This is a genomic window from Microbacterium sp. WHRI 7836, from assembly GCF_040223885.2.
Lineage (GTDB): Bacteria > Actinomycetota > Actinomycetes > Actinomycetales > Microbacteriaceae > Microbacterium > Microbacterium oxydans.
Genome location: NZ_CP168171.1, coordinates 1,999,984 through 2,025,150, shown reverse-complemented (window position 1 = coordinate 2,025,150; position 25,167 = coordinate 1,999,984). Strand labels below are relative to the sequence as shown.

General features: G+C 68.7%; 20 protein-coding genes and 1 tRNA gene. 16 read left to right on the top strand and 5 right to left on the bottom strand.

What is annotated here, in order from left to right; all coding sequences use genetic code 11:
• Positions 1-79: 79 nt before the first annotated feature.
• From ABRP18_RS09730 to ABRP18_RS09680, 11 genes are all read left to right on the top strand, one after another.
• Positions 80-1,123 carry a 3-isopropylmalate dehydrogenase gene (locus tag ABRP18_RS09730; protein ID WP_349884553.1) on the top strand — a complete coding sequence of 348 codons (1,044 nt, stop codon included), beginning with the start codon at positions 80-82 and terminating at the stop codon, positions 1,121-1,123.
• 62 nt (positions 1,124-1,185) lie between these two features.
• On the top strand, positions 1,186-2,286 hold the full coding sequence (locus ABRP18_RS09725) for a branched-chain amino acid aminotransferase (RefSeq protein WP_061017597.1): 1,101 nt from the start codon (positions 1,186-1,188) through the stop codon (positions 2,284-2,286).
• Positions 2,287-2,425: 139 nt separating this feature from the next.
• Positions 2,426-3,202, top strand: coding sequence for a fumarylacetoacetate hydrolase family protein (locus ABRP18_RS09720; RefSeq protein ID WP_058630567.1), 777 nt, complete (start codon positions 2,426-2,428; stop codon positions 3,200-3,202).
• Positions 3,199-4,458: an MFS transporter gene (locus ABRP18_RS09715; protein ID WP_058630568.1), complete on the top strand. Its 1,260-nt coding sequence runs from the start codon at positions 3,199-3,201 to the stop codon at positions 4,456-4,458. The genes ABRP18_RS09720 and ABRP18_RS09715 overlap by 4 nt, the downstream gene beginning before the upstream one ends.
• Positions 4,455-5,219, top strand: coding sequence for a class I SAM-dependent methyltransferase (locus tag ABRP18_RS09710; RefSeq protein ID WP_349884552.1), 765 nt, complete (start codon positions 4,455-4,457; stop codon positions 5,217-5,219). The genes ABRP18_RS09715 and ABRP18_RS09710 overlap by 4 nt, the downstream gene beginning before the upstream one ends.
• Positions 5,220-5,274: 55 nt before the next feature.
• Positions 5,275-5,835 carry a hypothetical protein gene (locus tag ABRP18_RS09705; RefSeq protein ID WP_349884551.1) on the top strand — a complete coding sequence of 187 codons (561 nt, stop codon included), beginning with the start codon at positions 5,275-5,277 and terminating at the stop codon, positions 5,833-5,835.
• A 53-nt stretch (positions 5,836-5,888) separates the two neighbouring features.
• Positions 5,889-7,394, top strand: coding sequence for a glutamate--tRNA ligase (gltX, locus tag ABRP18_RS09700; RefSeq protein ID WP_349884550.1), 1,506 nt, complete (start codon positions 5,889-5,891; stop codon positions 7,392-7,394).
• Between the two features lie 101 nt (positions 7,395-7,495).
• Positions 7,496-7,567 (top strand) — tRNA-Gln (locus ABRP18_RS09695).
• Positions 7,568-7,663: 96 nt separating this feature from the next.
• Positions 7,664-9,127 carry a DUF3375 domain-containing protein gene (locus tag ABRP18_RS09690; RefSeq protein ID WP_061017605.1) on the top strand — a complete coding sequence of 488 codons (1,464 nt, stop codon included), beginning with the start codon at positions 7,664-7,666 and terminating at the stop codon, positions 9,125-9,127.
• Complete coding sequence (locus ABRP18_RS09685; RefSeq protein WP_046748422.1) at positions 9,120-9,782, top strand: DUF4194 domain-containing protein; 663 nt, start codon at positions 9,120-9,122, stop codon at positions 9,780-9,782. Before ABRP18_RS09690 ends, ABRP18_RS09685 begins: the two co-directional genes overlap by 8 nt.
• On the top strand, positions 9,779-13,138 hold the full coding sequence (locus ABRP18_RS09680; protein ID WP_349884549.1) for an SbcC/MukB-like Walker B domain-containing protein: 3,360 nt from the start codon (positions 9,779-9,781) through the stop codon (positions 13,136-13,138). The genes ABRP18_RS09685 and ABRP18_RS09680 overlap by 4 nt, the downstream gene beginning before the upstream one ends.
• Positions 13,139-13,171: 33 nt before the next feature.
• On the opposite strand, the gene ABRP18_RS09675 is transcribed toward ABRP18_RS09680, so the two are convergent.
• Positions 13,172-13,948: a hypothetical protein gene (locus tag ABRP18_RS09675; protein ID WP_141369864.1), complete on the bottom strand. Its 777-nt coding sequence runs from the start codon at positions 13,946-13,948 to the stop codon at positions 13,172-13,174.
• A gap of 44 nt (positions 13,949-13,992) precedes the next feature.
• Between ABRP18_RS09675 and ABRP18_RS09670 the strand changes: the two genes are divergently transcribed.
• From ABRP18_RS09670 to ABRP18_RS09660, 3 genes are all read left to right on the top strand, one after another.
• A complete protein-coding gene (locus tag ABRP18_RS09670) occupies positions 13,993-15,315 on the top strand; it encodes an MFS transporter (RefSeq protein WP_308431898.1) in 1,323 nt (440 codons plus the stop codon).
• A gap of 9 nt (positions 15,316-15,324) precedes the next feature.
• Positions 15,325-15,825 (top strand): hypothetical protein, encoded by a 501-nt coding sequence (locus tag ABRP18_RS09665; RefSeq protein ID WP_061017614.1) that lies wholly within the window; start codon positions 15,325-15,327, stop codon positions 15,823-15,825.
• Between the two features lie 87 nt (positions 15,826-15,912).
• Entirely contained in the window at positions 15,913-16,926 is a 1,014-nt protein-coding gene (locus tag ABRP18_RS09660) for a DNA topoisomerase IB (protein WP_061017615.1), read from the top strand.
• On the opposite strand, the gene ABRP18_RS09655 is transcribed toward ABRP18_RS09660, so the two are convergent.
• The gene (locus ABRP18_RS09655) at positions 16,892-17,899 is read right to left on the bottom strand and encodes a hypothetical protein (protein ID WP_308431899.1); all 1,008 of its coding nucleotides are present in this window, start codon (positions 17,897-17,899) and stop codon (positions 16,892-16,894) included. The genes ABRP18_RS09660 and ABRP18_RS09655 overlap by 35 nt on opposite strands.
• A 1-nt stretch (position 17,900) precedes the next feature.
• Positions 17,901-18,398 (bottom strand): hypothetical protein, encoded by a 498-nt coding sequence (locus tag ABRP18_RS09650; RefSeq protein WP_058630576.1) that lies wholly within the window; start codon positions 18,396-18,398, stop codon positions 17,901-17,903.
• Between the two features lie 141 nt (positions 18,399-18,539).
• Here ABRP18_RS09650 and ABRP18_RS09645 point away from each other — a divergent pair, with 141 nt between their 5' ends.
• Both ABRP18_RS09645 and pepN read left to right on the top strand, forming a co-directional pair.
• A complete protein-coding gene (locus tag ABRP18_RS09645; protein WP_349884548.1) occupies positions 18,540-20,993 on the top strand; it encodes a hypothetical protein in 2,454 nt (817 codons plus the stop codon).
• Positions 20,994-21,037: 44 nt separating this feature from the next.
• Positions 21,038-23,524 (top strand): aminopeptidase N, encoded by a 2,487-nt coding sequence (gene pepN, locus ABRP18_RS09640; RefSeq protein WP_349884547.1) that lies wholly within the window; start codon positions 21,038-21,040, stop codon positions 23,522-23,524.
• Here pepN and ABRP18_RS09635 read toward each other — a convergent pair.
• Positions 23,517-24,398, bottom strand: a complete 882-nt coding sequence (locus tag ABRP18_RS09635) for an aminoglycoside phosphotransferase family protein (protein WP_349884546.1) — start codon at positions 24,396-24,398, stop codon at positions 23,517-23,519. The two genes, pepN and ABRP18_RS09635, sit on opposite strands and share 8 nt — an antisense overlap.
• A 3-nt stretch (positions 24,399-24,401) precedes the next feature.
• Positions 24,402-25,040, bottom strand: a complete 639-nt coding sequence (locus tag ABRP18_RS09630) for an MBL fold metallo-hydrolase (protein ID WP_061017622.1) — start codon at positions 25,038-25,040, stop codon at positions 24,402-24,404.
• Positions 25,041-25,167: the final 127 nt, after the last annotated feature.

Sequence of the window (25,167 nt, the reverse complement as noted above, 5' to 3'; positions counted from 1 at the left end):
AGTACGCTGGGGGGACCGGCTCTCCTGCTCTCGGGCGGGAACGAGTCGGTCCACCCCCGTGCAGTGCGCAAGGAGTCTCATGTCGCGTGTCGTGAAGCTGGCCGTCATCCCGGGTGACGGCATCGGTCCCGAGGTCATCGCCGAGGCGGAGAAGGTGCTCGACGCCGTCACCGCCGACAGCGACGTGACGTTCGACAAGACCCGCTTCTCGCTCGGTGCCGGCCGGTACCTCGAGACCGGCGACACGCTCACGGATGACGACCTCGCCGCGATCTCCGCACACGACGCGATCCTCCTGGGTGCCGTCGGCGGCACGCCGGGCGACCCGCGGCTGAAGGACGCGAACATCGAGCGCGGACTGCTGCTCAAGCTGCGGTTCACTCTCGACCACTACGTGAACCTGCGCCCCTCGAAGCTCTTCGCCGGCGCATCCGGTCCGCTGTCGAACCCGGGGGAGATCGACTTCGTCGTCGTCCGCGAGGGCACGGAGGGTCCCTACGTCGGCAACGGCGGGACGATCCGGAAGGGGACGCCGCAGGAGGTGGCGAACGAGACCTCCGTGAACACGGCCTTCGGTGTCGAGCGGGTCGTGCGCTACGCGTTCGCCCTCGCGGAGCGTCGTCGCAAGAAGCTGACCCTCGTGCACAAGACCAACGTGCTCGTGCATGCGGGCGCCATCTGGCAGCGCATCGTGAACGAGGTCGCCTCCGAACACCCCGACGTCGCCGTCGACTATCTGCACGTCGACGCCGCCACCATCTTCCTGGTCACCGATCCCTCGCGCTTCGACGTGATCGTGACCGACAATCTCTTCGGTGACATCCTCACCGACCTCGCCGGCGCCGTCACGGGCGGCATCGGCCTCGCCGCATCGGGGAACATCAACCCCGATGGCGCCTTCCCGTCGATGTTCGAGCCCGTGCACGGCTCGGCTCCGGACATCGCGGGTCAGCAGAAGGCCGACCCGACCGCCGCGATCCTCTCCATCGCGCTGCTGCTCGACCACCTCGGCCTCACGGTCGAGTCGGCGCGGGTGAGCGCCGCGGTCGAGGCGGACATCGCCGCCCGGAGCGGTGCCCGCACCACCGCGGAGATCGGCTCCGCGATCGCTGCCCGTCTCTGAACAGCGGGCGTAGGCTGACAGGGCGCGAGGATGCGCCCGCCCCACGAGGATTGGATGATGACATGACGACGATCGACGCCGAGACGAGCGTGGCTCCTCTGGAGTTCGCCGTGACGAAGAACCTGAACGCGGCCTCGCCGGCACGCGTCGCCGAAGTGCTGGAGAACCCCGGGTTCGGGGTCGTCTTCACCGACCACATGGTCGACATCTGCTGGTCCGCCAAGGGTGGATGGCACCGTCCGCGCGTGCAGCCCTACGGTCCGATCCCGCTCGACCCCGCCGCCTCCGTGCTGCACTACGCACAGGAGATCTTCGAGGGCATCAAGGCCTACCGGCACGCCGACGGCACGATCCACACCTTCCGTCCCGACCGGAACGCCGCGCGTCTGCAGGCCAGCGCCCGCCGCCTCGCGCTGCCGGAGCTGCCGACCGAGTACTTCATCCAGTCGCTGCGGGAGCTCATCGCCGTCGACGGTCGGTGGGTGCCCTCCGGTGCCGACCAGAGCCTGTACCTGCGACCGTTCATGTTCGCCAAGGAGGCCTTCCTCGGTGTGCGGGCGGCGCAGAAGGTCGCCTACTACGTGATCGCGAGCCCCGCCGGTGCCTACTTCACCGGGGGCGTGAAGCCTGTGCGCATCTGGCTCTCCGAGGACTACGCCCGCGCGGGTCGCGGTGGCACCGGCAAAGCGAAGACAGGCGGCAACTACGCCTCCAGCCTCCTTCCCCAGGCCGAGGCCAGTGCGAAGGGCTGCGACCAGGTCGTGTTCCTCAACGAGAACCGCGACGTGGAGGAGCTCGGCGGCATGAACGTCGTGTTCGTCTTCAAGGACGGCCGGGTCGTCACGCCGGAGTCGGACAGCATCCTCGAGGGCATCACCCGCGACTCGTTGCTGCAGCTGGCCGAGGACCGCGGCTACACGGTCGAGAAGCGTCCGATCTCGATCGACGAGTGGCGCGAGGGCGTGGCCTCCGGCGACATCGTCGAGGTGTTCGCCTGTGGCACGGCCGCGGTCGTGACCCCGATCGGCGCGCTCGTGGGCGAAGACTTCGACGAGCCCCAGCCGCTGGGCGAGCTGGCGCTGTCCCTCCGCGAAGAACTCACCGACATCCAGTACGGGCGCCGCGAGGACAAGCACGGCTGGCTCCTCCGCCTCGACGCCTGAGGTTCCTGCTGCCGAGACCCACGTCCCCCGCCGACACCCATGCTGTCGTCCGCCCGGGGCCGTGGGTCTCGTCGCGAGCAGGGGGTCTCGGAGGTTGCTGGGGCTCCAGGCCTGGCGAGGCGCTCGATAGGCTGATCCCATGAAGATCGCCCGGTTCAGCCACGACGAAGCCATCATGTACGGGATCATCGACGAGCGTGAGCTCGTGGTGCTCGCCGGAGACCCGATGTTCACGGGGTACGAGACCACCGGTGCCCGCGTGCCGCTCGCGGATGCCGCTCTGCTCGCTCCGGTGATCCCGCGGTCCAAGGTCGTCTGCGTCGGCAAGAACTACCACGATCACGCGGCGGAGATGGGGGGAGAGGCCCCAGAGGAGCCGCTGCTGTTCCTCAAGCCGAACACCTCGGTGATCGGGCCCGGAGACACGATCGTGCGTCCGGCGATCTCCGAGCGCACCGAGTACGAGGGTGAGCTCGTGGTGGTGATCGGCAAGATCGCGAAGAACGTGAAGGCAGAGAACGCACTCGACTACGTGCTCGGATACACGATCGGCAACGACGTCACCGCGCGTGACCTCCAGCGCAAGGACGGTCAGTGGTCGCGGGCCAAAGGCTTCGACACCTTCTGCCCGCTCGGTCCCGTGATCGAGACGGACTTCGATCCGGCGCAGGCCACGATCGAGACACGGGTGAACGGCGAGGTGCGGCAGCAGGCGCCACTCACCGACATGATCCACTCGGTGCCGGCGATCATCGAGTACGCGTCGGCGGTGTTCACGCTGCTTCCGGGCGACGTCATCATGACGGGGACTCCGGCGGGCGTGGGCACGTTCGTGGCGGGAGACGTCGTCGAGGTCGAGATCTCCGGACTCGGCATCCTTCGCAACACCGTGCGCGACGCCGTTCCCGCGTCATGACCGATGTCGCCCTGACGGCGACGCAGCAGCAGGCGGTTCAGCGACGTACCGTCCTGGTCCTGTCGCTGGGGCAGGTGCTCGGCGGGATCGCCTTCGGTGCCACCGTCTCCCTCGGCGCCCTCCTCGCGGCGGACATCTCGGGGAACGATGCCCTCTCCGGTCTCGCGACAGCTTCCGTCACACTGGGAGCGGCCGCGTGCGCCATCCCGCTCGCACGTCTCGCCGCCCGTGTCGGGCGTCGTCGTGCGCTCACTCTCGGCAACCTGTTCGCCCTGGTGGGCATCGCGGTGGTCATCCTCGCCGCGTCTCTGCGGATCTTCCCGATGCTGCTCGTCGGCATCCTGATGATCGGGGCCGGCAACGCGGGAAACCTGCAGTCGCGGTTCGCGGCGACCGATCTCGCCGCGCCGCAGCACCGCGGACGAGACCTGTCCATCGTCGTCTGGTCGACCACGATCGGCGGGGTCGCCGGTCCGCTGCTTCTCGGGCCGGGGGAGATCGTCGGCCAGGCGGTGGGGATGCCGCCGCAGACGGGTTCGTACCTCTTCTCCTTCGTCGCGCAGTGCGCTGCGCTCGTGCTGTACGTCGTCGCTCTGCGTCCGGATCCGCTGCTCGCGGCGCAGCGTCTCGCGAAGGCCTCGGCTTCGACGGACGGGGCGGTGGCCGTGGATCGGCCGCGCGTCGCCCGGTACGCGATCTTCGCGATCGCCGGATCCCACGTGGTCATGGCCTCGGTCATGGCCATGACTCCGGTGCATCTCTCGCACATGGCGCACGGTGCCGGGGGCATGGCAGCGACCCCCGCCGATGTGTCAGCGCTCGTGGGGATCACGATCGCGTTGCACGTGGGTGGCATGTACGCCCTCTCGCCCGTCTTCGGCGTGCTGGCCGACCGCTGGGGCAGGCTCCAGGTGGTGCTGCTCGGACAGGTGCTGCTCGCCGGTGCTCTGGCGTTCGCGGTGTTCACGGGGACGGAGGCCTGGGGTGTGATGGTCGCGCTCATCCTGCTCGGACTGGGATGGAGCGCGGCGACGGTGGCCGGTGCCGCCCTTCTCACGGAGTCGTCCGCACCCGAGCTCCGCACACGGAGGCAAGGGCGCAGCGATTCCCTGATGAGCTTGTCCGCGGCGGCGGGATCGGTGCTGGCGGGCGTGGTGCTGGCGAACTTCCAGTACGCGGGACTCGGCGTGGCGGCCTTCGTCCTGGTCATCGCGATCGTGGCGCTGTCCCCGCTCGCCCGCTCCGGCTCCCGATGAAGGACTGGGCCGGCGTCGGCGCGGCGTATTCCGCATCGTACGCCGCGCTCTGCGCAGGGACCTTCCCGGCGATGCAGCTCGCCCTCGGCGCACCGCGAGGGCGCAGTCTGCTCGACGTCGGCGCGGGTGACGGCAGGCTCGCTGCAGCCTGGGCCGACGCGGGATGGCGCGTGCAGGCGTGCGAGCCGGAGGCATCCATGCGCGCGGTGTCGCGCCGCGACCGTCCGCAGATCGTCACGATCGATGCGGGGCTGCCGGATCTGCCGTTCGCCGACGGCGCGGTCGATGTGGTCGTCGCGAACTTCGTCTTGAACCATGTCGGCTCCCCACGCAGGTCGGCGGCCGAGCTGCGGCGCGTGAGTCGTGGCCCCGTGGTCGCGACGATCTGGACGCTGTCGCCCTCATGGTTCTGGGCGGAGGTCGCTGAACGCGCGGGAGTGGCGCCGTTCGCCGGTGCGAAGCTCCCTGCCGACGAGGAATTCGAGCGGAGCGCCGCCGGCTTCGCGCAGATGCTGCGGGACGCGGGCCTGGAGCGCGTGACCGCCGCCGAGCACGGCTGGACCTGGCACGCGGACCCGAATGCACTCTGGCGTTCGGTCGAAGGGGGCGTGGCCGGTGCCGGTGCTCTCTACGCCCGGCTCGGACACGATGATCGTCGGCGATTCCGTGCAGCGTTCGAGCTCGTCGTGGACGAGCGCAGCGTCGAAGGCCTCCTGCCCCTGGAGCATCGTGCGGCGGTCGCCGTGAGCATGTCGCCCTGAGCATGTCGCCCTGGGTTCCGGCGGATGCGTTGCGCACTGCGCTACGGTCAGAGCCATGTCCTCTCTCGCCGGACGGATCGCCGCAGGTGCCGTGCTCGCCGCCACCGTCGGTGTTCTCGCCGGGTGCGCGCCGAGCATCGGGACCCTGATGAGGGACAGCCTCGCCGACTCCGTGGAAGATGCGCAGGACGTGCTGTGGGAGTACCGCGACCAGATGATCGAGGATCCGGAAGCGACCGTCGCCGGACTCGACTTCATCGTTGATGCGCGAGGCGGGGCGGACACCGGCAGCCACCTCTACACCCTGCTGGCCGTCGAGGAGGCCGGGGACGGTGTGGCCCTGACGCTCGCGGTGGAAGCCGGGGCGGAGACCGGCGGAGGGCGCTGGTACCAGCAGTCGACCGCCGTCACGTGCGTCGACTTCGTCTTCCCTGAGGCTGCCGCCGAGATCCGCACGGAGGGCGCTGCCTGCGGTGACGCCGTTGATGCGGCCAGCTACGACGAGGTCGTCCCGTTCTCAGACCTTCAGGTGCGGGAGACGGTGACGGCGGCGGATCACCCGCCTCCGATCTGCCAGTGTCACAGCGGTGGCGATTGCGACTGCCCAGGAGGCTGAGCCCTCGCGCCCGCCGACGGGCGAACGCGCGGTCCCCGTAGAATCGAAGGGCTATGGCTACCCCTCACCCCCTCACCACGACCGTCAGTGGTGCCGACGTCCGCGTCCGCTTCTGCCCCTCGCCGACCGGTCTGCCGCATGTCGGCATGGTCCGCACGGCTCTCTACAACTGGGCGTACGCCCGTCACAACGGCGGGAAGATGGTGTTCCGCATCGAGGACACCGATGCCGCCCGTGACAGCGAGGAGAGCTTCCGCCAGCTGGTGGACGCGCTCACCTGGCTCAAGATCGATTGGGATGAGGGTGTCGAGGTCGGTGGACCCCACGCTCCGTACCGGCAGTCGGAGCGCCACGACATCTACCGCGAGGTGATCGACAAGCTCATGGCCACGGGAGCCCTCTACGAGAGCTACTCCACTGCCGACGAGATCGACGCGCGCAACGAGGCCGCCGGGCGCGCCAAGCAGCTCGGTTACGACAACTTCGACCGCGACCTCACCGACGAGCAGAAGGCGGCGTTCCGTGCGGAGGGTCGTCAGCCGGCGCTGCGCCTTCGGGTGCCGGACGAAGACGTCACGTATGTGGACCTCATCCGCGGCGAGGTGACCTTCCCCGCAGGATCGTTCCCCGACTTCGTGGTCGTGCGCCCGAACGGTGTGCCGCTGTACACGTTCGTGAATCCGGTCGACGACGCGCTCATGGGCATCACGCACGTGCTGCGTGGTGAAGACCTGATGCCGTCCACCGCCCGGCAGCTCTCGCTGTATGCGGCTCTCATCGATGCGGGTGTGACGACGTTCGTCCCGCGGTTCGCGCATATGCCGTTGGTGCTGGGGGAGACCGGCAACAAGAAGCTCTCCAAGCGCGACCCGCAGGCGGATCTGTTCCTGCACCGCGACCGCGGCTTCATCCCCGAGGGACTGCTGAACTACCTCGCCCTGCTCGGCTGGTCGATCGGACATGACCGCGACGTGTTCTCGCTCGACGAGTTCACCGCCGCGTTCGACATCGTCGACGTGAACCCGAACCCGGCGCGCTTCGACCAGAAGAAGGCCGAGTCGATCAACGGCGACCACATCCGGATGCTCGGCGAGAAGGACTTCGCCGAGCGGACGATCCCGTACCTCGCCGCAGCCGGACTCTTCGACGAGCCGACGCACGAACAGCTGGTGACGGCATTCCGCGTCGCGCCTCTCGTGCAGGAGCGGGTGCAGCTGCTCGGCGAGGTGCCCGGCATGGTGGGCTTCCTGTTCACCGATGCGGTCTCGTACGCGGAGGACGCCCTCAAGGGCCTTCCGGCAAATGCTGCCGAGGTGCTCGACGCGTGCGTCGTGGCTCTCGAGCCCCTCGACGACTTCACCCCGGAGAAGATCCAGGAGGCCCTCGCCGCGGAGCTCGTCGAGAGGCTCGAGCTCAAGCCGCGCATCGCCTACGGTCCGCCCCGTGTCGCCATCACCGGCCGCCGGGTCTCGCCGCCGCTGTTCGAATCGATGGAGCTGCTGGGCAAGGAGGAGTCGCTGCGTCGGCTCCGCTCGCTCTCGGTGTTCCTGGCCGGCTGAGTCGCGACGCGCCCGGGCGGCGGTCCTCGGTCCACCGGTTTTGGTGTTCCGCCGCCGCTCGGGTAGGCTTGACTCTCGGTGCGAGGCCCTGGTTTCGCCCTTGGGGTATGGTGTAATTGGCAACACGACGGTTTCTGGTTCCGTTATTCTTGGTTCGAGTCCAGGTACCCCAGCAAGATGAAAACCCCCGCTCAGGCGGGGGTTTCTTCGTTTCCGAGACCATCGCGTCGCGTCGAGGTACGACGAGGGCGCCGACTATTCTGGAAGGTGTGACAGGCACTCGAGTGGAAGCGGCATTCTCCCGCGCCGTCACCGCCTTCAGTACTCCGACTCTCGACCTGCTGCACGGCCGTTTCGCCCCCTTCGTCGTGGCGTCGCTGTCTCTTCTGTTCACGGCGGACCGGGTCTCCATCCCGATCGCCGACGCCCAGGCCGAGCTCGCGGAGATCCTCGATGAACTCAGGGATGCGGGCGACGATGACGACGATCGCCGGGTCCCTTCGGGGACCGGCCGCGATGTCGCGAGGAACTGGGTCCGCCTGGGCTGGTTGGTGCAGCAGATCGACGAGGACGTCGAGGTGTATCGACTCTCCGCGCACGCTGTCGAGGCTCTGGAGATCGCGGGGCGCACGGGCGGCGGGCGCACGCGCGTATCCAACTCCCGAGTGCGCACGCTCCTCGAGGCCGTGGAGCATCTGGCCGACAGCGCCGAGGCAGACCCCGTTCGTCGACTCGCCCGCCTCCGGGAGGAGCGCGCCGCACTCGATGCCGAGATCGATCGGATCGAGGAGTCGGGCAGAGCCGATCCACTCGATGATGAAGAGCTCTTCGAGGAAGCGGAGAACGTGCTGCATCTGGCGCGCGAGCTTCCCGCCGACTTCACCCGGGTCGCCGAATCCCTCAAACTCATGCAGCGCGACGTCGTCGCCCATCTGCGCCGTGATGAGCGGCCGACGGGTGAGGTGCTGCGCGAGTACCTGCAGCGTGCGCAGGATGTCATGAACTCGACGCCGGAAGGACGCGCCTTCGCCGGCGCTCTCAAGCTGATCGGCGATCCGGAGCGCATCGATGCCCTCACCGACCAACTGCACGGTCTGCTCCGACAGCCGTTCGCCCGGATGCTCGACAGCACGCAGCGGGCCGAGCTCGACGCGATCGGACGCCGCGTGGAGCTCGGGGTCGAGGAGGTGCTGGCTGCGCAACGTCGAGCCTCGCACGTCATCACCGGCCAGGTGAAGACACACGATCCGCTGCGGGACCGTCAGATCGACGACCTGCTGCGTGACGTCATCGCCGCGCTGCACGTGTGGGACGGGACGGGGGCGAGTGACGCACCGGTGCGCAGTCTTCCGCTCGCCGACCTGGGGCACCTCAGGCAGACCGTGAGCAGCATCCGTCCACCCGCGGTCCCCGCCCCTCTGGCCGACGCCGGGGACGTCGAGTTCGCCGACGTCGACTCCCGCGCGTGGGGTGGTCCGAGGTATGCGGAGCTCGAGCAGTACGTCGCGGGGCTCGGACCCGAGTTCGATCTCGCCGCCGCATTCGCCGAGAGCGACGACGACACCCGGCGCCCTGTCGACCTCGTCGGACTGCTCGAGATCGCCCACCGCAACGGCATGACCGAGAGCGAGACGGTGTCGGTGGTCGAAGCTCTGCGCCCCGACGGCTCGACGCGACGCTTCGCGTTCGGTGCCGTCACGGCGCGCAACACGAAGGAAGACGCACATGCCTGAAGAGAGCCCCGCGCCGGAAGCAGCGGTCGATGACCCGTTCATCGCTCCCGTCCCCATGGAAGAAGACATCGAGGAGCATTTCGCCGGCGACCGCGGCACCCTCGATCCGGAGATCCGCCGTCTGCTCGCCCACATCCTTCAGCGGCGCTTCATCGCCGCGGAGCGCAACCGCAAGGAGTGGACGCTGCTGCTCGATCATCAGCACGTGATCGAGTCGCGTCTGAACGACCTGTACCTCCGACTTGTCGTCGACCACGGTCGCGGTTTCGCCTACAAGCAGCAGCTGCGCTCCGATGAGATCGACATGCCTGTGTTGCTGAAGGACTCCCCGTACACACGTGCGGAGACGCTCGTGCTCGTGCATCTGCGCACCGTCTACCAGCGGGAGTCCGCGGCCGGAGAGTCGTCGGTGCGCATCGACATCGAGGATCTCGAGCAGACCGTGCTGAGCTACTTCACCGATGTCGATGGCGGAACGGCACGGCAGCAGAAGGCGATCAGGAACGCGATGGACAGACTGGATCGCGAGGGGATCGTGCAGGAGGAGACCAGCGGGCGCTATCGGATCACGGCGCTCGTCGAGGTGGTCCTCAGCGCCGAGACCCTGAAGGAACTCCGCGACTGGCTGCGGTCGCAGGAAGCGGTGCAACGATGACGATGGTCGACACGCTCTTCGGGCTCATCCCCGCCGGCTCGCGGGGACAGCAGTGGATCGCGGACGAGCTGCAGCTGATCAACTGGGGTGGATACGACGGGGGCCCGCACCGTGTGCGCTTCTCGCCGAACGCCACGCTGCTGTGCGGCGGCTCCGGCTCCGGCAAGTCGACGCTGATGGACGCGTACATCGCGCTGATGATGCCTCACACGACGCCGTTCAACGGTGCGTCGAACGGCGGAGTGACCGGCCGACCGCGCGGCGAGGAGCAGCGGAACATCCTCTCGTACGGGCGAGGGAAGATCGACGAATCCCGCACGGAGGACGGCACCAAGCTGCGAGTCCTCCGCGGCGACGGCGAAGACACATGGAGTGCCATCGCGACGACCTGGCTCGACCACGACGGGTCGCGGTTCACCGCCGTGCGGGCCTGGTACATCCCGGCGGATGCCCGCGTGCTGGAGGACACGACCCGGGTTCGAGCGACCGTGAACGGGGCGTTCGACCTGGCACAGCTGGAGAAGGCCGCGACGCAGCGGCTCTCCGATGCGTCGGTGCGGGCAGCGGGACTGGAGACGCTGGCGACGGACCGGGAGTTCTCTGCCCGACTGCAGGCGGTGCTCGGGATCGGGGCGGCCGGGTCCGGGGCGAAGGCGATCAGCCTGCTGGCCAGGATCCAAGCAGGGCAGCAGATCACCACGGTCGACGATCTGTACAAGAAGCTCGTGCTGGAAGAGCCGGAGACGATGGCCACAGCGGATGCCGTCGTGGCGCACTTCGATGAGTTGGAGAGCACGCGCACCCGGATGCTGACGGCGAAGCAGCAGGTCAGCGCACTCGAACCCATCCGCGGAATCAAGGAGCGCATCGCGGCTTCAGCCGAACGGGTGCGGATCATCGACGAAGTCGGAGTCTTCACCGATCCGTCGTCCCTCGCCGCGCTCTGGAACGCTCAGCGCCGCCTGGATCTGCTGCGCGAGGTCGAGGTCGAGCTGGGGGACCGCTCCCGCGCCCTCAGCCTCGCCGTGCGGGAGAAGCGCGCCCTCGTCGACGCCGCCGATGCCGAGCGGGAGGGTCTGCTCGATGTCCTGCGGCAGTCCGGCGGTGACCGCCTCGAGACAGCGCAACGGGAGCTCCGCGTCGCCGAACGTCGCCTGGACGACGTGCGGCGGGAACGCGCGAAGTTCGACGCCATCGTGCGGGGTCTCGGTGCGGAAGTGGAGAACGCCGCCCAGTTCGAGGCCCTCGTGGCCGACAGTCGGGGGTCATCGCCGAGATCGGGGATCCGGGACGCGCGCGCGGCCTTCGCCGACGCCGAGACCGCCCGCAGGACGACCGAGCTCGAGATCTCACGACTGCGTCAGGAGCGCGAGCGCACCGGTCTGGTGCGCGGCAGCATTCCCTCCCACCTCGACGAGTCCCGCGCCATGCTCGCGGAGGCGGCTGGTCTCGACCCTTCGGAGCTTCCCTTCGTGGGAGAGCTCATCGAGGTGCGGACGGAGTTCGAGCCGTGGCGCGAGGCCTTCAACCTCGCCCTCGGCGGCTTCGCCAGGACGCTCCTCGTCGACGCGGAGAAGCTGTCGTCCTTCCGGGCGGCGATCAACTCCACGCGCACCCCGGAGCGCCTGAACTACGAGGGCGTCCCCACCGGACTCCTCGAGGTGCGCAACGCCGATCCGCAGACCCTCCCCGGGAGGCTCGACTACCTGCCGACCCCCTTCACCGGGTGGCTCCAGCAGCGGCTGCAGGACCGGTTCGGATACGTGTGCGTCGACTCATCGTCCCCGTTGGACGCCCATCAGAAGGCGCTCACCATCAACGGCCAGGTGTCGCAGGGCAGCAGGGGAGCCCACGGCGGTCAGGGACGCGCCAACGTGCTCGGCTTCACCAACGACCGTCGGCTTCGCGAGATCGATGACCAGCTGCGGCTGCTGACCGTGCGTCACGACGGCTACGCATCGACGGCGCAGGACGCCGAAGCCGCCCTCGACCGCATCGAGGCACGATCGACCGCATTCGCGAAGATCGAGGACCTCACGTGGGAGCAGATCGATGTCGATGCGGTCGAGGCCGAACGGGAACGTTGGCTCGCCGTCGAAGCGGAGGTCACGACAGCCAGCCCCGAGATCGCGCAGCTCAAGCGTCAGGCGGAGGATCTGCGGTCCCGCGCGAGCACGCTCCGGGACGAGGAGGCGCGCCTCAGCAACGAACTCGCCCAGACCCAGGAGCACTGGGGACAGGTCACCGACGACGTCGACGCCTGTCAGAGAGTGATCGATTCCGCGGCAGCCACGGACCTCTCGCTCGGCGAGACACATGCGTCGTTCCTGGACGGCCGGTTCCTGCACGCCGAGAGCGGGGCGAGCGTAACCGCGTCGGAGCGGCTCACACACCTGGACACCGCGCTCAGGACCGCCGCTCAGCGCCTGCACGAGGACCGTCGTGAGGCCGCGGAGGCCCACGAGCAGCAGCGCGAGAGCATGCGGCGACTGATGACGGGGTTCCTCGAGCGCTGGGACAACCTCACGATCCTGCCGGACCCCGACGAGTCCGTCGGCGAGTTCGAGAGCATTCTGGAGGCGTTGCAGACCAACGGGCTCCACGAGCTGGAGACCGAGTGGCGTGACAGTCTGCTCAAGCTCTCGGGGAACGACCTGACGAGCCTCGACTCGACTCTCAGCCGGTCGCTCCGCGAGATCAAGGATCGCATCGACCCGATCAACCGCATCATGGAGGAGCTGCCGTTCTACGACGACGACCATCGTCTGCAGATCACCCCGCGCGAGAATCAGAGCGAGGCACGCAAGCGGTTCCGCCGCGAGCTCCGCGAGGTGCGGGGACTGATCGACGCTGCCAAGACCGACGCCGAGCGCGAGGCCGTGTACCGCAAGATGAGCCGTCTGATCGGACGGATGCGCCGTACGGCCCCCGACTTCGCCGAGCTCATCGACGTGCGCAACCACGTGCGCGTGAGTGCCGAGCGGGTCACAGCGACGACGCGGGAGCATGTCGCGCTCTACGACCACATCGGCGAGAAGTCCGGAGGGGAGTCGCAGGAGCTCGTCGCGTTCATCGTGGGAGCAGCGCTGCGTTACCAGCTCGGAGATGCGGGCGCTGCCCGGCCGCGCTACGCCCCCGTCTTCATGGACGAAGCGCTCATCAAGGCGGATGCCCACTTCACGAAGCGCGCGATCGGCGCATGGCGTGGACTCGGCTTCCAGCTCGTGATCGGCGCGCCGAACGACAAGTACAGTGCGATCGAGCCGCACGTCGACGTCGAGTACGACATCCTCAAGGACACCCGCGGGCGCTCCTGGGCGAAGGCGAAGGTGGGTCTGCCGGACGCGGCGATCTGAGCGCGGCGGTGCGGGGCAGGAGGGTCCGCCTGCCTACTCGCACTCGCCGAGGAAGCCGAGGTAGCACACGGCTTCGTGGGTGACAGCCGCCTCGTAGTCGTTGTTGGACACCTGCCGCGTCGCGATCTCCGGGGTGCGCGTGAGGTGCCCGAAGTCGCCGAGCGAGGCCACGACCGATCCCTCCGAGTCCTCGGCGCGCATACGGTCGATCTCGGCACGATGCTGTCCGCAGAGGGTAGCCGCGGCGGGGACCAGCTCGACCCCGGCGCAGGCTCCGGCGTACTGGGCCTCCATCGCGTTGATGCAGTCGGTCCAGTCCTGATCGACGGCGCACGGGCTCACACCGTCGTCGGCCACGAGGTAGAGGCCGGTCTCGTACTCCTCGCTGTGGAAGGTCTCGGGCTTCTCCGGCGAATCCACCTTCGTCCAGTGCCGGGCGGTGGTGAGGGCGACGACCACGACGATGAGGGCGATGAGCAGGAGTGCGCCGATCACCGACAGCGTCACCCAGAGCCCGACCCGGCTCTTCTTCTCCGGCCCGACGCCTGGCGTGACATGCGGTCCCGCGGCAGGCGGAGTGCCGCCATAGGCCGGGGGAGCGGCAGCGAAGGCGGCGGCGTGCACCAAGTCGTGGGTGCCGAGCGGCGCGGCCTGCGCTGTCACGGCCAGCCAGTACTCGTACCAGCTCAGGGTCGCCTGCGCGTCGGCGGCCACCTGCTGCGCCTCCGCATCCGTGAGGGGGAGGCCAAGGCCCGGCCGGGCACCGGGGTCCTGCAGCGAGGTGCGGAATTCGTCGAGAGACAGCGCCATGCTGGCGATGATGGCAGAAACCACGCTCGGCGGACAATCCGCTCGTGGATCGCGATGTCCCCGGCATCCGGAAGAATGTCGAGGTGATCGGTATGAGGAGCTTCTGGAATGCCCTGCCAACGGAGGGGCGCTGGCTGCTGTCGACGGTCGCGATCCAGACACTCGGACGCGGCATGACGCTCCCGTTCACGATCATCTACTTCCACGAGGTCCGTGGGTTCGACCTCGGGGTCTCCGGCGCTCTCATGAGCCTCATCGCGATCACCGGACTCGTGGTGACGGGCCCGGGAGGAACACTGATCGATCGGTTCGGTGCACGCCGGGTGCTGATCGTCGGGCTGCTGTCGATGATCGTGGGGTGCGCGCTTCTGGCATTCGCCACGCACCCTGTCGTCGCCGCGATCGCCGTCATGCTGATCGGCGTGAACTTCGGTGTGTCGTGGCCGGGCTTCAACGCGCTGATCGCGTCGGTGGTGGAGGGCGAGGTGCGCCAGCAGTACTTCGGCGTCAACTTCGCTCTCGTCAACCTCGGCATCGGGGCCGGCGGAGTGATCGGAGGCTTCTTCGTCGACGTCAGCGACCCCGCGACGTTCACCACGATCTTCCTCGTCGACGCCGCGAGCAGCCTCGTTCCCCTCGCCCTGCTCCTGGGCCCGCTCCGACGTGTGCGCACTCAGCATGAGGCCGAAGAAGACGCACCGCCTGCCGGTGGATATCGCGAGATCCTGCGTCGCCCCGCCGTGCTCTGGCTGACGCTGCTCACGTTCCTCTCGGTGTTCATCGGCTACGGGCAGATGGAGGCGGGCTTCCCTGCCTTCGCCCGACAGGTGTCGGAGGTCTCGACGCAGGTGGTCGGCATCTCGTTCGCCGTCAACACCGCGGTGATCGTGCTGCTGCAGTTCGCCGTCCTCAGACTCATCTCCGGCAAGCGTCGTACGCGGGTGATGCAGGTGATGGCACTCATCTGGGCGCTGTCATGGGTGCTCCTCGGGGCGACCGGATTCCTGCCTGGCACCCTCGCCTCGGCGATCGGCGTGATCGCCTACATGGGTGTCTTCGCCTTCGGCGAGACGATGCTCCAGCCGGCGGTTCCCGCGATCTACAACGATCTGGCTACCGATCGCACGCGCGGTCGGTACAACGCCATCAACTCGGCCGCGTTCCAGGGAGGGGCGATCCTCGGGCCGCTCGTCGCGGGTGTGATGCTCGGAGGAGGACTCGATGCCGGATTCATCGGCGTCATGATCGCGGGCAGTCTCGCCGTCGGAGTGCTGGCGATCGTCCTCGAGCGTGTCGTCTCCCCGACCGCCAACGGCGTCACCGGCATCCATCGAACGGACGAGGCGGACCGGCTCCCGACCCAATAGGCTCCGAGCATGGCTCTGGAGTCCCTCTTCCTCCGACTGGATCGGATCGCCGGTGGGCGGCAGGCCGGCATCGCCATCAGCGAGACCGACCGCACGCATCCCAAGACGGTGCGTGCGTTCACCTGGATCATCTGGCTCCTCATCGTCGAGCTCGTCATCGGCGTCGGGGCCGTCGTCGTCGCGCTGGTGCTCGCGGTCGACGGCGAGTCGGTCTCGTTCGCCGTCTGGATGCGCACGCTCGTGGTGCTCGCGATGACGGCGACGCTGTTCTACTTCGCCTGGCGTGCACAGCGTGGCTGGCGGTGGGCGTATCAGCGCCTTCGTCTGTTCGCGCAGATCTTCCCCGTCATCACGCTCGTCATGGCGGCGATCCCCGGGCTCTACCCGCTCTGGATGGTGTCGGAGCAGATCGTCTTCAGCCTGATCATGATCGGCATCGCCGACTTCCTCACCAGCGACCACATGCGCAGCGCCTTCGCGGCGCCGCGCGCGGAAGCCGGGAGCGAATAGCACGGGGGCAGGGTACGGCGCCACTCCCTTCCACGGATCCGTGCCACGGGGCATCCTCGAGCGCAGGCAGTCGAGGAAGGGCTCACGATGGCGAAACTCATCCGGGTTGTCCCGGGGCAGGATCCGGGGTTCCGGCGCGTGCGATCGGGATCGGGGTTCCGGTACGTCGATCCGGCAGGGAACACGGCGCCCGAGGCCGATCGCGAGCGGATCAACGACCTCGTCATCCCACCCGCATGGCGGGATGTGTGGATCGCCGCGGACCCGCTCGCTCACATTCAGGCGGTGGGCGTGGACGGCGCCGACCGCAAGCAGTACCTGTACCACCCCCTGTGGCGGGTGAGCCGAGATCGCAAGAAGTTCGTGCGCGCCCTCGATCTGGCCGCCGCGCTGCCGCGCGCGAGAGCGCAGGTGACCCGGGCGTTGGCCCAGGAGGGGCAGACGAAGGAGCGCGCCCTCGCCATCGCCTTCCGCCTTCTCGACGACGCAGCCCTCCGTATCGGGTCGGAGCGTTACCTGGTGCGACACGGCAGCCGCGGTCTCACGACACTGCGACGACGAGATGTGCGTGTGGCGGGGAGTGATGTCGCATTGTCGTTCCCCGCCAAGAGCGGCCGCACGGCGTCGATCGAGATCACGGATGAATCCCTGGCCGATGCCCTGACCGACTTCGCCGCGGGCAAGTCGGGCGCTTTCCTGCTCGCGTACCGCCGAGGCCGGCGTCGCGTGCGTCTCACGCCCGCAGAGGTCAACGCCTATCTCCGGGAGGTCACGGGGGAGTCCTTCACGGCGAAGGACTTCCGCACGCTGCACGGCACGATCATCGCCGCGGACGCCCTCGCCCGGATCGGCGAGCTCGACAGCCGGAACCACCGGAGTCAGGCAGAGCGCCTTGCCGTGCAGGCGGCGGCGACGGCGCTCGGCAACACGACCGCGGTGGCACGAGCGAGCTACATCGATCCTCGGGTCTTCAGCCAATACGGACGCGGACGGACGCTCGACCTCTCCGTGACGCCTGAGACCGCCATCAGGAGACTCCTCGGTGGTCCGGAGATCTCGAGGAAGGTCACCCGGCGATCCGGAGCCAGACGACGGCGATGAGCATCGGCACGAGGGGCGTGGCCACGGCTGCGATCACGGGCCACCGCCGGGTACGCGTGTCGACGTGGCGTGCGCGACCGGCGAGCGTGTCGCCGTCACGCCGGTAGGTCCCCGGATCGAGAGGCGTCGCGGCCTCGTCGCGGTACAGCAGGGTTCGTCGCCCGACGCGATCGTGAAGCGCCGCGATCACGGTGAGGAAGCGCCGCAGTTCCTCCCCATCGGTCAGATCGACGGCGGGGAAGTAGACATGCAACGTGCTGTCCACGATCTCCAGGTCGAGGTCGGCGCTCTCGTCGACGAGGATCGCCATGAGGTCGGGGGTGAGCACATAGAGCGCGTCCGTCTCGTATCCCGGCGGCACTGATACGTCGAACACGTCGCTGAAGTCCCCCTCGAGCCGGATGCGGGTTCGGCCGGTCGGACGCCGAGGGAGCACGCTGAGCGCCCCGCCACCGCGCCGCGACCGGAGCATGATCCTCGGAGCCTCGGACGGCAGCGGGATGCGGACAGCGCGCACGGTGTGCATCGTCGCGCCCTCTCCATCGCCGACCACGAAGGTGCGTTCGACGCTGTCGAAGGGGACGGCGCTGTGTCGGGCGTCCAGGTGGTCCTGCGCGGTGCGGTCGCCGCGATCGACCTGCTCGTCGATGGAGCCGCCCCACGGGTGGTCGCCGATGTCAGCGCGATACCGCCAGCCCAAAGCCGCGGCGATCTCGGCGAGGGCGGTGCGCCGTCGACGATGCCGACTGATGGACATCGTCGACCACGCGACGAGTGCGGCGCCGAGCAGCATCGTCGCGACCTGGGCGTACACGAGCGTCGTCCCGGACAGCGCGAATCCGACCGGCAGGAGATAGAAGGCCAGGGCTCCGGCGATGACGAGCGTGGCGACCGACGACGCGACCAGTGTCAGGCTGCCCCATCCGCGAGCCGTCGCGAGTGGGGCGGCCCGACCGGCCGAGAAGGGTGCCACGTCAGGGCTTGTACACGATGGCGATGTTCAGCTGTCCGCCCTCGCGCGCCCAGGCGAGCCACCGGGGCTCGCCCGGACCGGTGAGCCGCTGGATCGGCACGACGTGGATGCCCTGATCGAGGCGGCTGAGCTCGCGGAACTCGGGCTTCTTGGAGATCCAGATGGTGCCGCCGCCGTCCCACGGCTCCAGGCAGGTGTACACGTATCCGTGTGCACGCAGATTGACGCGGTCGACGAGCGCCTCGGCCTGCTGCTTCAGCTCGTCGAGGACCTCGGTCGGGATGGCCCCTTCGAGCGTGAAGGCGGCGACGTCGTAGACGTTCCCCTCGCCGAAGTCCCTTGTGGCGAGCAGCGCCAGCTCGGTGACGCCCTTGTCGGCGGTGCGGGTCCACAGGGCATGCGAGTTCTTGGCGCGCTTGTTCATCAGGAACCCGCCGAAATTCAGCTTCTGGTACGAGAAGTCGTCGAGCTTGGCCGCGATCTCTGCACGTGTCGTCATGGGGATTCTCTCCTCTTCCGGGAGGTCGGGTGGCCTCTCCGTCGAGAGAGCCTAGGTGTGCGCTGGGCGGGCCCGTCGGAGTCCGAACGAGCCCGAACGCACGGCGCCGAACCCGCCGACCGCGTGTCCTAGGCTCGACTCATGCCCGTGCCCCGCACCCTCGACGAGCTCTGCCTGGGCCTCGGGCGGATGCGTGTGGACGCGGGCTCGCCGTCGTATGCCGAGATCGCCCGTCGGATCGGCGGGGTGCGTCACGGTGCCGAACCGCCGAAGGTGACCGTCTACGACTGCTTCCGTCCGGGACGGCGACGCGTGGACCATCGTCTGGTGGGCGATATCGTCCGCGTGCTCGGGGGCGACGACGAGGAGGCTGCGCAGTGGCGGGAGACCGCGCGGCTTCTCAACGGTGCGCGATCGGGGGTGCACGTCGAGGTGGCACTCGGAATCCGGGATCCCGCGGGCGCGGAGATCGGACGCGAAGAGCTGCTGACCGCTCTTCCCGATGCCGACGTGCTGGTTCTCACCGGTCTGCCGGGGGCGGGGAAGACCACTCTCGCCTCGGCGCTGGCCGGCCGTTCGCCGGTGCTCACCGTGCACTTGCGCGAATCCGACACCGAACGCCCTCCGGCGGATCCGATCGACGTCCTGCGGCGGATGCTGGGGGCTCTCGGAGTCCGCTCCCTTCCCTACGAGCTGCCGCGTCTTCGTGAGCAGCTGCGGATCAGCGCGCGCGAGTTGACGGTCGTCATCGAGGACGCGGGTGACCCGGTGCGGTTGGCTGCGCTGCTGGTTCCCGGTGTGCGGTTCATCGTGACGGCGCGCGTCGACCTCGGGGGCCTCGAGGAGCGTCTGTCCCCGACGGCTCTGCGCGTGGAGAGGGTCGTCGTCCCGCCGATGTCGCACGCAGAAGCCGAGCGCCTGCTCGATCACCTCCTCTCCCTCGACGGGGCTTCCTCGACCGTGATCAGAGGGAGCAATGAGCGTGCGGCGGCGTTGCGGCGCATCGTCACCGTGGCGGGTGGCCTGCCGCTCGATCTGGTGATGCTCGCCGGGATCATCCGTGAACACGAGGGGTGGTCGTTCGCGGACCTGGCATCGCGGTTCGAGCATGAGCCACGCGACGTGCGCATCCGACCTGTTCTGGAGGCGGCGACACGATCCCTGCCGACGGGCGAAGCCGATCTCCTCGTGAACGCCGCGCTGCTCGACCGAGAGGTGGAGGAAGGTGTGCTCATCGCAGCCGGAGGCCCCGCCGCCGCACGCGATCTGCACCGTCTGCATGCCCGGCACCTCGTGGAGCTGCGCCAGGGACGGGTGCGGATGCACGACACGGTGTTCTCCTTCGCCGCAGAGCGGTCGCGCTCCCTCCGCCCGTCATCCGTCCGCAGGGACTTCGTCCACGACTCCGCGTCCGCCGTGCTGGTCCGGATGGAAGAGGATCCCGACTTCGCCGCGCGTGAGGTGGGGACGGTGCTCGCGGTGGCGTCGGCGGCTCGCGAGCACGGTCTCGATTCCGAAGTGGAACGGCTGGCGATCACATCGCACCCGGTGCTGTCCCGCTGGTCGCTCTGGAGCGAATCGCTGCAGCTGCACGATCTGGCAGCCCGCGGAGACGGCCTCGACCTGGTGCCCGACATCGCTCTCGGCGTGGCGCACTGCGCGGAGAAGCTCGGGCGGCTGGACGAAGCGCTCATCATCCTGCACCGCGTGCGTCGTATCGCTTCGGGCGCGGCTCTCGCCCGCACCTGGAACCAGATCGGCAACGTGCAGCGCTGGATGAGTCACCTCGAGCAGGCGCTGGTCTCCTATGAACGGGCGATCGCACACGCGCGCGACGCGGGGGACAGGGTCGTCGAAGGGCGGGCAACCGGCAACCATGCGGACACCCTTCGCATCCTCGCCCGCTACCCGGAGGCGCTGCAGGGCTACACCGCTGCGCTGAGCATGGCGAAGGCGGAGAGGGACGAGCTGAACGTGGCTGTCGTGCGCGGCAATCGCCCGCTGCTGTTCCTCGCGATCGGACACCTCGATGCTGCGGACGAGGAACTGCAGGAGCTGATGGACGAATCGAACGGTGAACCGCTGCCGTTCGTCCGCCGGACGCGTGCGCTCATCGCGGAAGCACGGGGTGACGACCTGCGGGCCCGTGGACTGTGCGCCGACGCGATGGGCGCCCTGCAGTCCGCAGGAGAGTTCGCGACATCGGCCGATCTCGAACTCCTCGGCGCCCGGATCGACGGGCGGAACGGCCAGTCCGATCGCGCGCGGACGACGGCGCAGCGGATCCTCCGGGAGGCGGAGCGCGCGGGGTCGCCCTTGATCGCCACCGAGGCTGCGAATTCGCTCGCCGAGATCCTGGTCCTCGCTGCGGCGAGCGACTCCGCGTCCCCGCATCTCCTCGCCGAGGCCGAGCGGCACGCAGAAGAGGCGCGGAGCGTCGCGGAGGCGACCGGAGACCGCGCCGAAGTCGCACGCAGCGACGCGATCCTGTCGCGCATCGCGTTCGCACGTCACGACGACGACGCAGCAGCGGCCCGGTCGCACGCGTCCGCACAGGTGTACTCGGCGATCGGACACCGGCTCCGACCGACGTGAGCGTGAGGACGATCCGTCGGGCATCCGGGTGACAGGATGGATGCATGGACACAGCCAACCTCACCCGCGAGGAGACGGCCGCGCGATCCGCCGCCGTCACCGTGCATCGCATCCGCGTCGAGCTCGACCTGACCGGTGCGCCGGAGCGCGCCCGTACCGGGTTCCCGACGGTGACGACCCTCGAGTTCGATGCGACGGGGGAGAGCACTTGGCTCGACTTCATCGGCGAAGAGGTCCGGAGTGTCTCGGTGAACGGCGTCGATCAGGAGGTCGTCTACGACGGCGCGCGCATCTCGCTCTCCGGTCTCGCGGCCGCCAACGTCGTGCGGGTCGAGGCGGTCGCGGCGTACAGCCGATCCGGTGAGGGACTGCACCGTTTCCATGACCCTGTGGACGACGAGACCTATCTCTACACGCAGTACGAGCCGGCGGACGCGCGCAGGGTGATGGCATGCTTCGAGCAGCCGGACATGAAGGCCGAGTACACGTTCGTCGTGGACGCCCCCACCGGGTGGCAGGTGCTCTCGAATCAGTCGCCTGCGCACACCGACCTGGGTGTCGGCGTGCAGCGTGTGGAGTTCGCCCCGACTCTGCCGATCTCGAGCTACATCACAGCGGTCGCTGCCGGTCCGTACTCGCGCGTCGACGGCGAGTGGCGGCGCGATGAGCAGCACATCGCCCTCGGCGTGCTCGTCCGGCGTTCGCTCGCCTCGCACCTCGACGCGGACGAGATCCTCGAGGTCACCAGGCAAGGGCTGGACTTCTTCACGGAGGCGTTCGCCTACCCGTACCCGTGGGGTAAGTACGACCAGATCTTCGTGCCGGAGTACAACCTGGGCGCGATGGAGAATCCGGGTCTCGTGACCTTCACGGAGGCGTATCTCTCCCGCGGGGCGGCCACGGATGCACAGCGCGCTGCGCGGGCGAACACGATCCTGCACGAGATGGCGCACATGTGGTTCGGAGACCTGGTCACCATGACCTGGTGGGACGACCTCTGGCTGAAGGAGTCGTTCGCCGACTACATGGGCGCGCACGCGTCGGCGGTGGCGACGCGCTACCAGGACGCCTGGGTGACGTTCGCCGCGCGACGGAAGGCCTGGGCCTATCAGCAGGATCAGCTGCCCACGACCCACCCGATCGTCGCGGACATCACCGATCTCGAGGCGGCGAAGCTGAACTTCGACGGGATCACCTACGCCAAGGGTGCGGCTGTTCTGAAGCAGCTCGTGGCATTCGTCGGCGATGACGCGTTCTTCGAGGGCGCCCGCCGGTACTTCGCCGCCAACGCGTTCGGCAACACGACGCTGAACGACTTCCTGGTGCAGCTGAGCGCGGTCTCGGGCCGCGACATGAGCGACTGGTCGGCGGCATGGCTGCAGACCTCCGGAGTGTCGACGCTGTCGACGGAGACGGACGAGGAGGGACGCTCCGTCCTGGTGCAGACCGACCCGAGGCCCCACCGGCTCCGCATCGGCATGTACGAACGTCTCGACGGTCGTGTGCTCCGTCGCGAGCAGCAGGAGCTCGACGTGATCGGTGAGCGCACCGCGATCGAGCTGCCCGACGCCGATCTGGTGCTGCTCAACGACGACGACCTCACTTATGTGAAGGCGCGTCTGGACGCACGCTCCCTCCGCACGGTCGAGGAGTCCCTGTCCGCGATCGAGGATCCGCTGGCACGTGCCCTCGTGTGGTCCTCGCTGTGGAACGCGACCCGCGACGGCGAGCTCGACGCGCTGCGCTACCTCCGAATCGTGCGCAGCCATGCGGCGGACGAGTCCAACATCGGGCTGTTGACGGGCGTGCTGCCGAACGCGATCTACACGATCCGTCACTTCGTGCCGGACGCGAGTCGCGACGAGGAGCAGCGCCGCTGGACCGACACGGTGTGGAGCGCACTGGAGGCCGCCGATGCCGGCAGCGACGCGCAGCTCTCCTGGGCCCGAGCGTTCGCGACCGCGTCCGCTTTCGACGATCGTCGTCACGAAGAGGTGCGCGCGCTGCTGGAGGGGAATGTCCCGGAGGGGCTCGTGATCGACCCCGACCTGCGCTGGCAGCTCCTCACCGCGCTCGTGACCGTGGGGCAGGCTGATGACGAAGACGTGACGGCGGAGCAGGAGCGGGACGACACCGGCGACGGACGCACGGCTGCACGGCGCGCCCGTGCCTCTCGGCCCGACGCGGATGTGCGGCGCGACGCATGGGACTCCGCGTGGAACGACCTCTCGCTCAGCAATGATCATCTCGATGCGGTGATCGGCGGCTTCCGTGCAGGGGGACGCCGTGATCTCATCTCCGAGTTCGACGACGAGTATTTCGTGCGGATCGGCCGAGCCTGGTCAGAGCGCAGCATCGAGATCGCGCGGCGCCTGGTCATCGGGCTCTTCCCCGCGTCGGAGTCGGTGGAGCCGGTGGATGCGTGGCTGGCCGCGAATCCGGCAGCGCCTGCCGCCCTTCGGCGGCTTGTGATGGAGCAGCGGGACCATCTCGCGCGCGATCTCCGTGTGCGTGCAGCTTCGGTCAGCTGATCAGTTCGGCGGCCGTCTGCTGACCGAGCGCGCGCAGATCCGCGCGATCATCGCTCGAGTGGCAGAGGATCGCGGCCATGGCCGCAGCCCAGGCTCGTGCCCTGACCCAGGTCGCGTCGTCGTACCTTCCGCCGATGGCTCGGCGGAAGACATGTCGACCTTCGGCGTCGAAGGCGAGCCACCCTGCTGCGAGGTCGTAGGCGGGGTCGCCGGAGGTCACGTCGCCGAAGTCGATCACGGCGGACAGCCTGTCGCCGTCGATCAGGATGTTTCCGGGATACAGGTCGCCGTGGATCCAGACGGTCTCCGTGGCGGGCTCGGCCTCGAGTCCCGCTGACCAGAGTTCCCCGAGAGGCGTGGCGATCGCTGCGGTCAGTTCGGCGAGTCGATCTCTGATGCTCTGGTCGCGTGCCACCAGCGGGACGCCGCGCACAGGGTTCACGGGTGCGTCGGCGGGCGCTTCGCGGTGGAGCAGGAGGAGGGCTGTCGCGAGTTGGGAGGCCCACGAGGTGTTGTCGCGGCGGGGGAGCCCGAGCGCCTGCCTCCCCGGCAGCCAGGGCACGATCGACCAGGGCCAGGGGAACTCCGGCGTCGGGGCGCCTGCGAACACCGGTAGAGGCGTGTGGATGTTCACCGCTGCGAGATGCATCGCGAAGAGGGGGAGTGCGTGCTGCTCGTGACGGATGAGCGGCGCTGCCCTGAGCCGGCGGGGCATGCGCACGGCGAGGTCCGATCCGAGACGCCAGGTGACGTTGTCCCAGCCCTCCGCGAAGCGCGTCAGCGGGAGGTCGCCGAGCTCGGGAGCCACCGTCCGAACGAGCCGTCTCACGCCGTGCTCGTCCAGGGTGAGCTCCGCGGCGGGGGAGTCGACCATGTTTCAGAGGTCGAGGGAGTCGCCGGGTTCCAGCACGAAGAACTCGCCGCCGCCCTGTTCGGTCGCCCACTGCAGCCGCTGACGATGCATGTTCTTGCCGATCACGGAAAGCGTCATGTCGTGGGTTCCGAACGCCCGGCGCGGCGCGACAGCCAGCACATAGTCCATGGCCTCGCCGATCTTCAGCCAGGGTGCGCCGAGGGGAGCGGCGAGGGTGCCGACGGAGACGCCCTCAGGGACCGCGTACGAGTCGCCGGGGTAGTAGAGCTCGTCGTTGATCAGCACGCCGACGTTCTCGACCGTCGGAAGCGAGGAGTGGATGACCTCGTGGGTGCCGCCGAAGAATCGCAGTGTGAAGCTGCCGACCTCCACCGAGTCCCCGGGGTTGACGACCGTGATGTCGTAGCCCTCGGCGGCGCGGGCGACACCGGCCGGCGCGAAGATCGGCGTCCCCGGTGCGTCGCGCAGGAGGCGGTCGAAGTGCTCGGATGTCCAGTGGTCCGGGTGCTCGTGGGTGATCACGATGGCCACCAGATCGGTGAGGTCGTTCAGCGGAGCGGTGAACGACCCGGGATCGACCAGGAGGGTCTCATCGTTCGCATCGATACGGAGGGCGGCATGTTCGAACTTGGTGACGCGCATGGGAAGAGTCAACTCCTTCGGAACGCGCACGGCAAACGGATCCGGTGCGCCACGCCCGGGATTCGTGACGGGGAGGCGTCGATTTGGCGCAGTGAGAATCGCCGTGGCATACTTGAACGGTTGTCGC

Coding starts and splice junctions, on each gene's coding strand:
- ABRP18_RS09730 (WP_349884553.1), top strand. CDS start 80: ATGTCGCGTGTCGTGAAGCTGGCCGTCATCCCGGGTGACGGCATCGGT.
- ABRP18_RS09725 (WP_061017597.1), top strand. CDS start 1,186: ATGACGACGATCGACGCCGAGACGAGCGTGGCTCCTCTGGAGTTCGCC.
- ABRP18_RS09720 (WP_058630567.1), top strand. CDS start 2,426: ATGAAGATCGCCCGGTTCAGCCACGACGAAGCCATCATGTACGGGATC.
- ABRP18_RS09715 (WP_058630568.1), top strand. CDS start 3,199: ATGACCGATGTCGCCCTGACGGCGACGCAGCAGCAGGCGGTTCAGCGA.
- ABRP18_RS09710 (WP_349884552.1), top strand. CDS start 4,455: ATGAAGGACTGGGCCGGCGTCGGCGCGGCGTATTCCGCATCGTACGCC.
- ABRP18_RS09705 (WP_349884551.1), top strand. CDS start 5,275: ATGTCCTCTCTCGCCGGACGGATCGCCGCAGGTGCCGTGCTCGCCGCC.
- gltX (WP_349884550.1), top strand. CDS start 5,889: ATGGCTACCCCTCACCCCCTCACCACGACCGTCAGTGGTGCCGACGTC.
- ABRP18_RS09685 (WP_046748422.1), top strand. CDS start 9,120: ATGCCTGAAGAGAGCCCCGCGCCGGAAGCAGCGGTCGATGACCCGTTC.
- ABRP18_RS09680 (WP_349884549.1), top strand. CDS start 9,779: ATGACGATGGTCGACACGCTCTTCGGGCTCATCCCCGCCGGCTCGCGG.
- ABRP18_RS09675 (WP_141369864.1), bottom strand. CDS start 13,948: ATGGCGCTGTCTCTCGACGAATTCCGCACCTCGCTGCAGGACCCCGGT.
- ABRP18_RS09665 (WP_061017614.1), top strand. CDS start 15,325: ATGGCTCTGGAGTCCCTCTTCCTCCGACTGGATCGGATCGCCGGTGGG.
- ABRP18_RS09660 (WP_061017615.1), top strand. CDS start 15,913: ATGGCGAAACTCATCCGGGTTGTCCCGGGGCAGGATCCGGGGTTCCGG.
- ABRP18_RS09650 (WP_058630576.1), bottom strand. CDS start 18,398: ATGACGACACGTGCAGAGATCGCGGCCAAGCTCGACGACTTCTCGTAC.
- ABRP18_RS09645 (WP_349884548.1), top strand. CDS start 18,540: ATGCCCGTGCCCCGCACCCTCGACGAGCTCTGCCTGGGCCTCGGGCGG.
- pepN (WP_349884547.1), top strand. CDS start 21,038: ATGGACACAGCCAACCTCACCCGCGAGGAGACGGCCGCGCGATCCGCC.
- ABRP18_RS09635 (WP_349884546.1), bottom strand. CDS start 24,398: ATGGTCGACTCCCCCGCCGCGGAGCTCACCCTGGACGAGCACGGCGTG.
- ABRP18_RS09630 (WP_061017622.1), bottom strand. CDS start 25,040: ATGCGCGTCACCAAGTTCGAACATGCCGCCCTCCGTATCGATGCGAAC.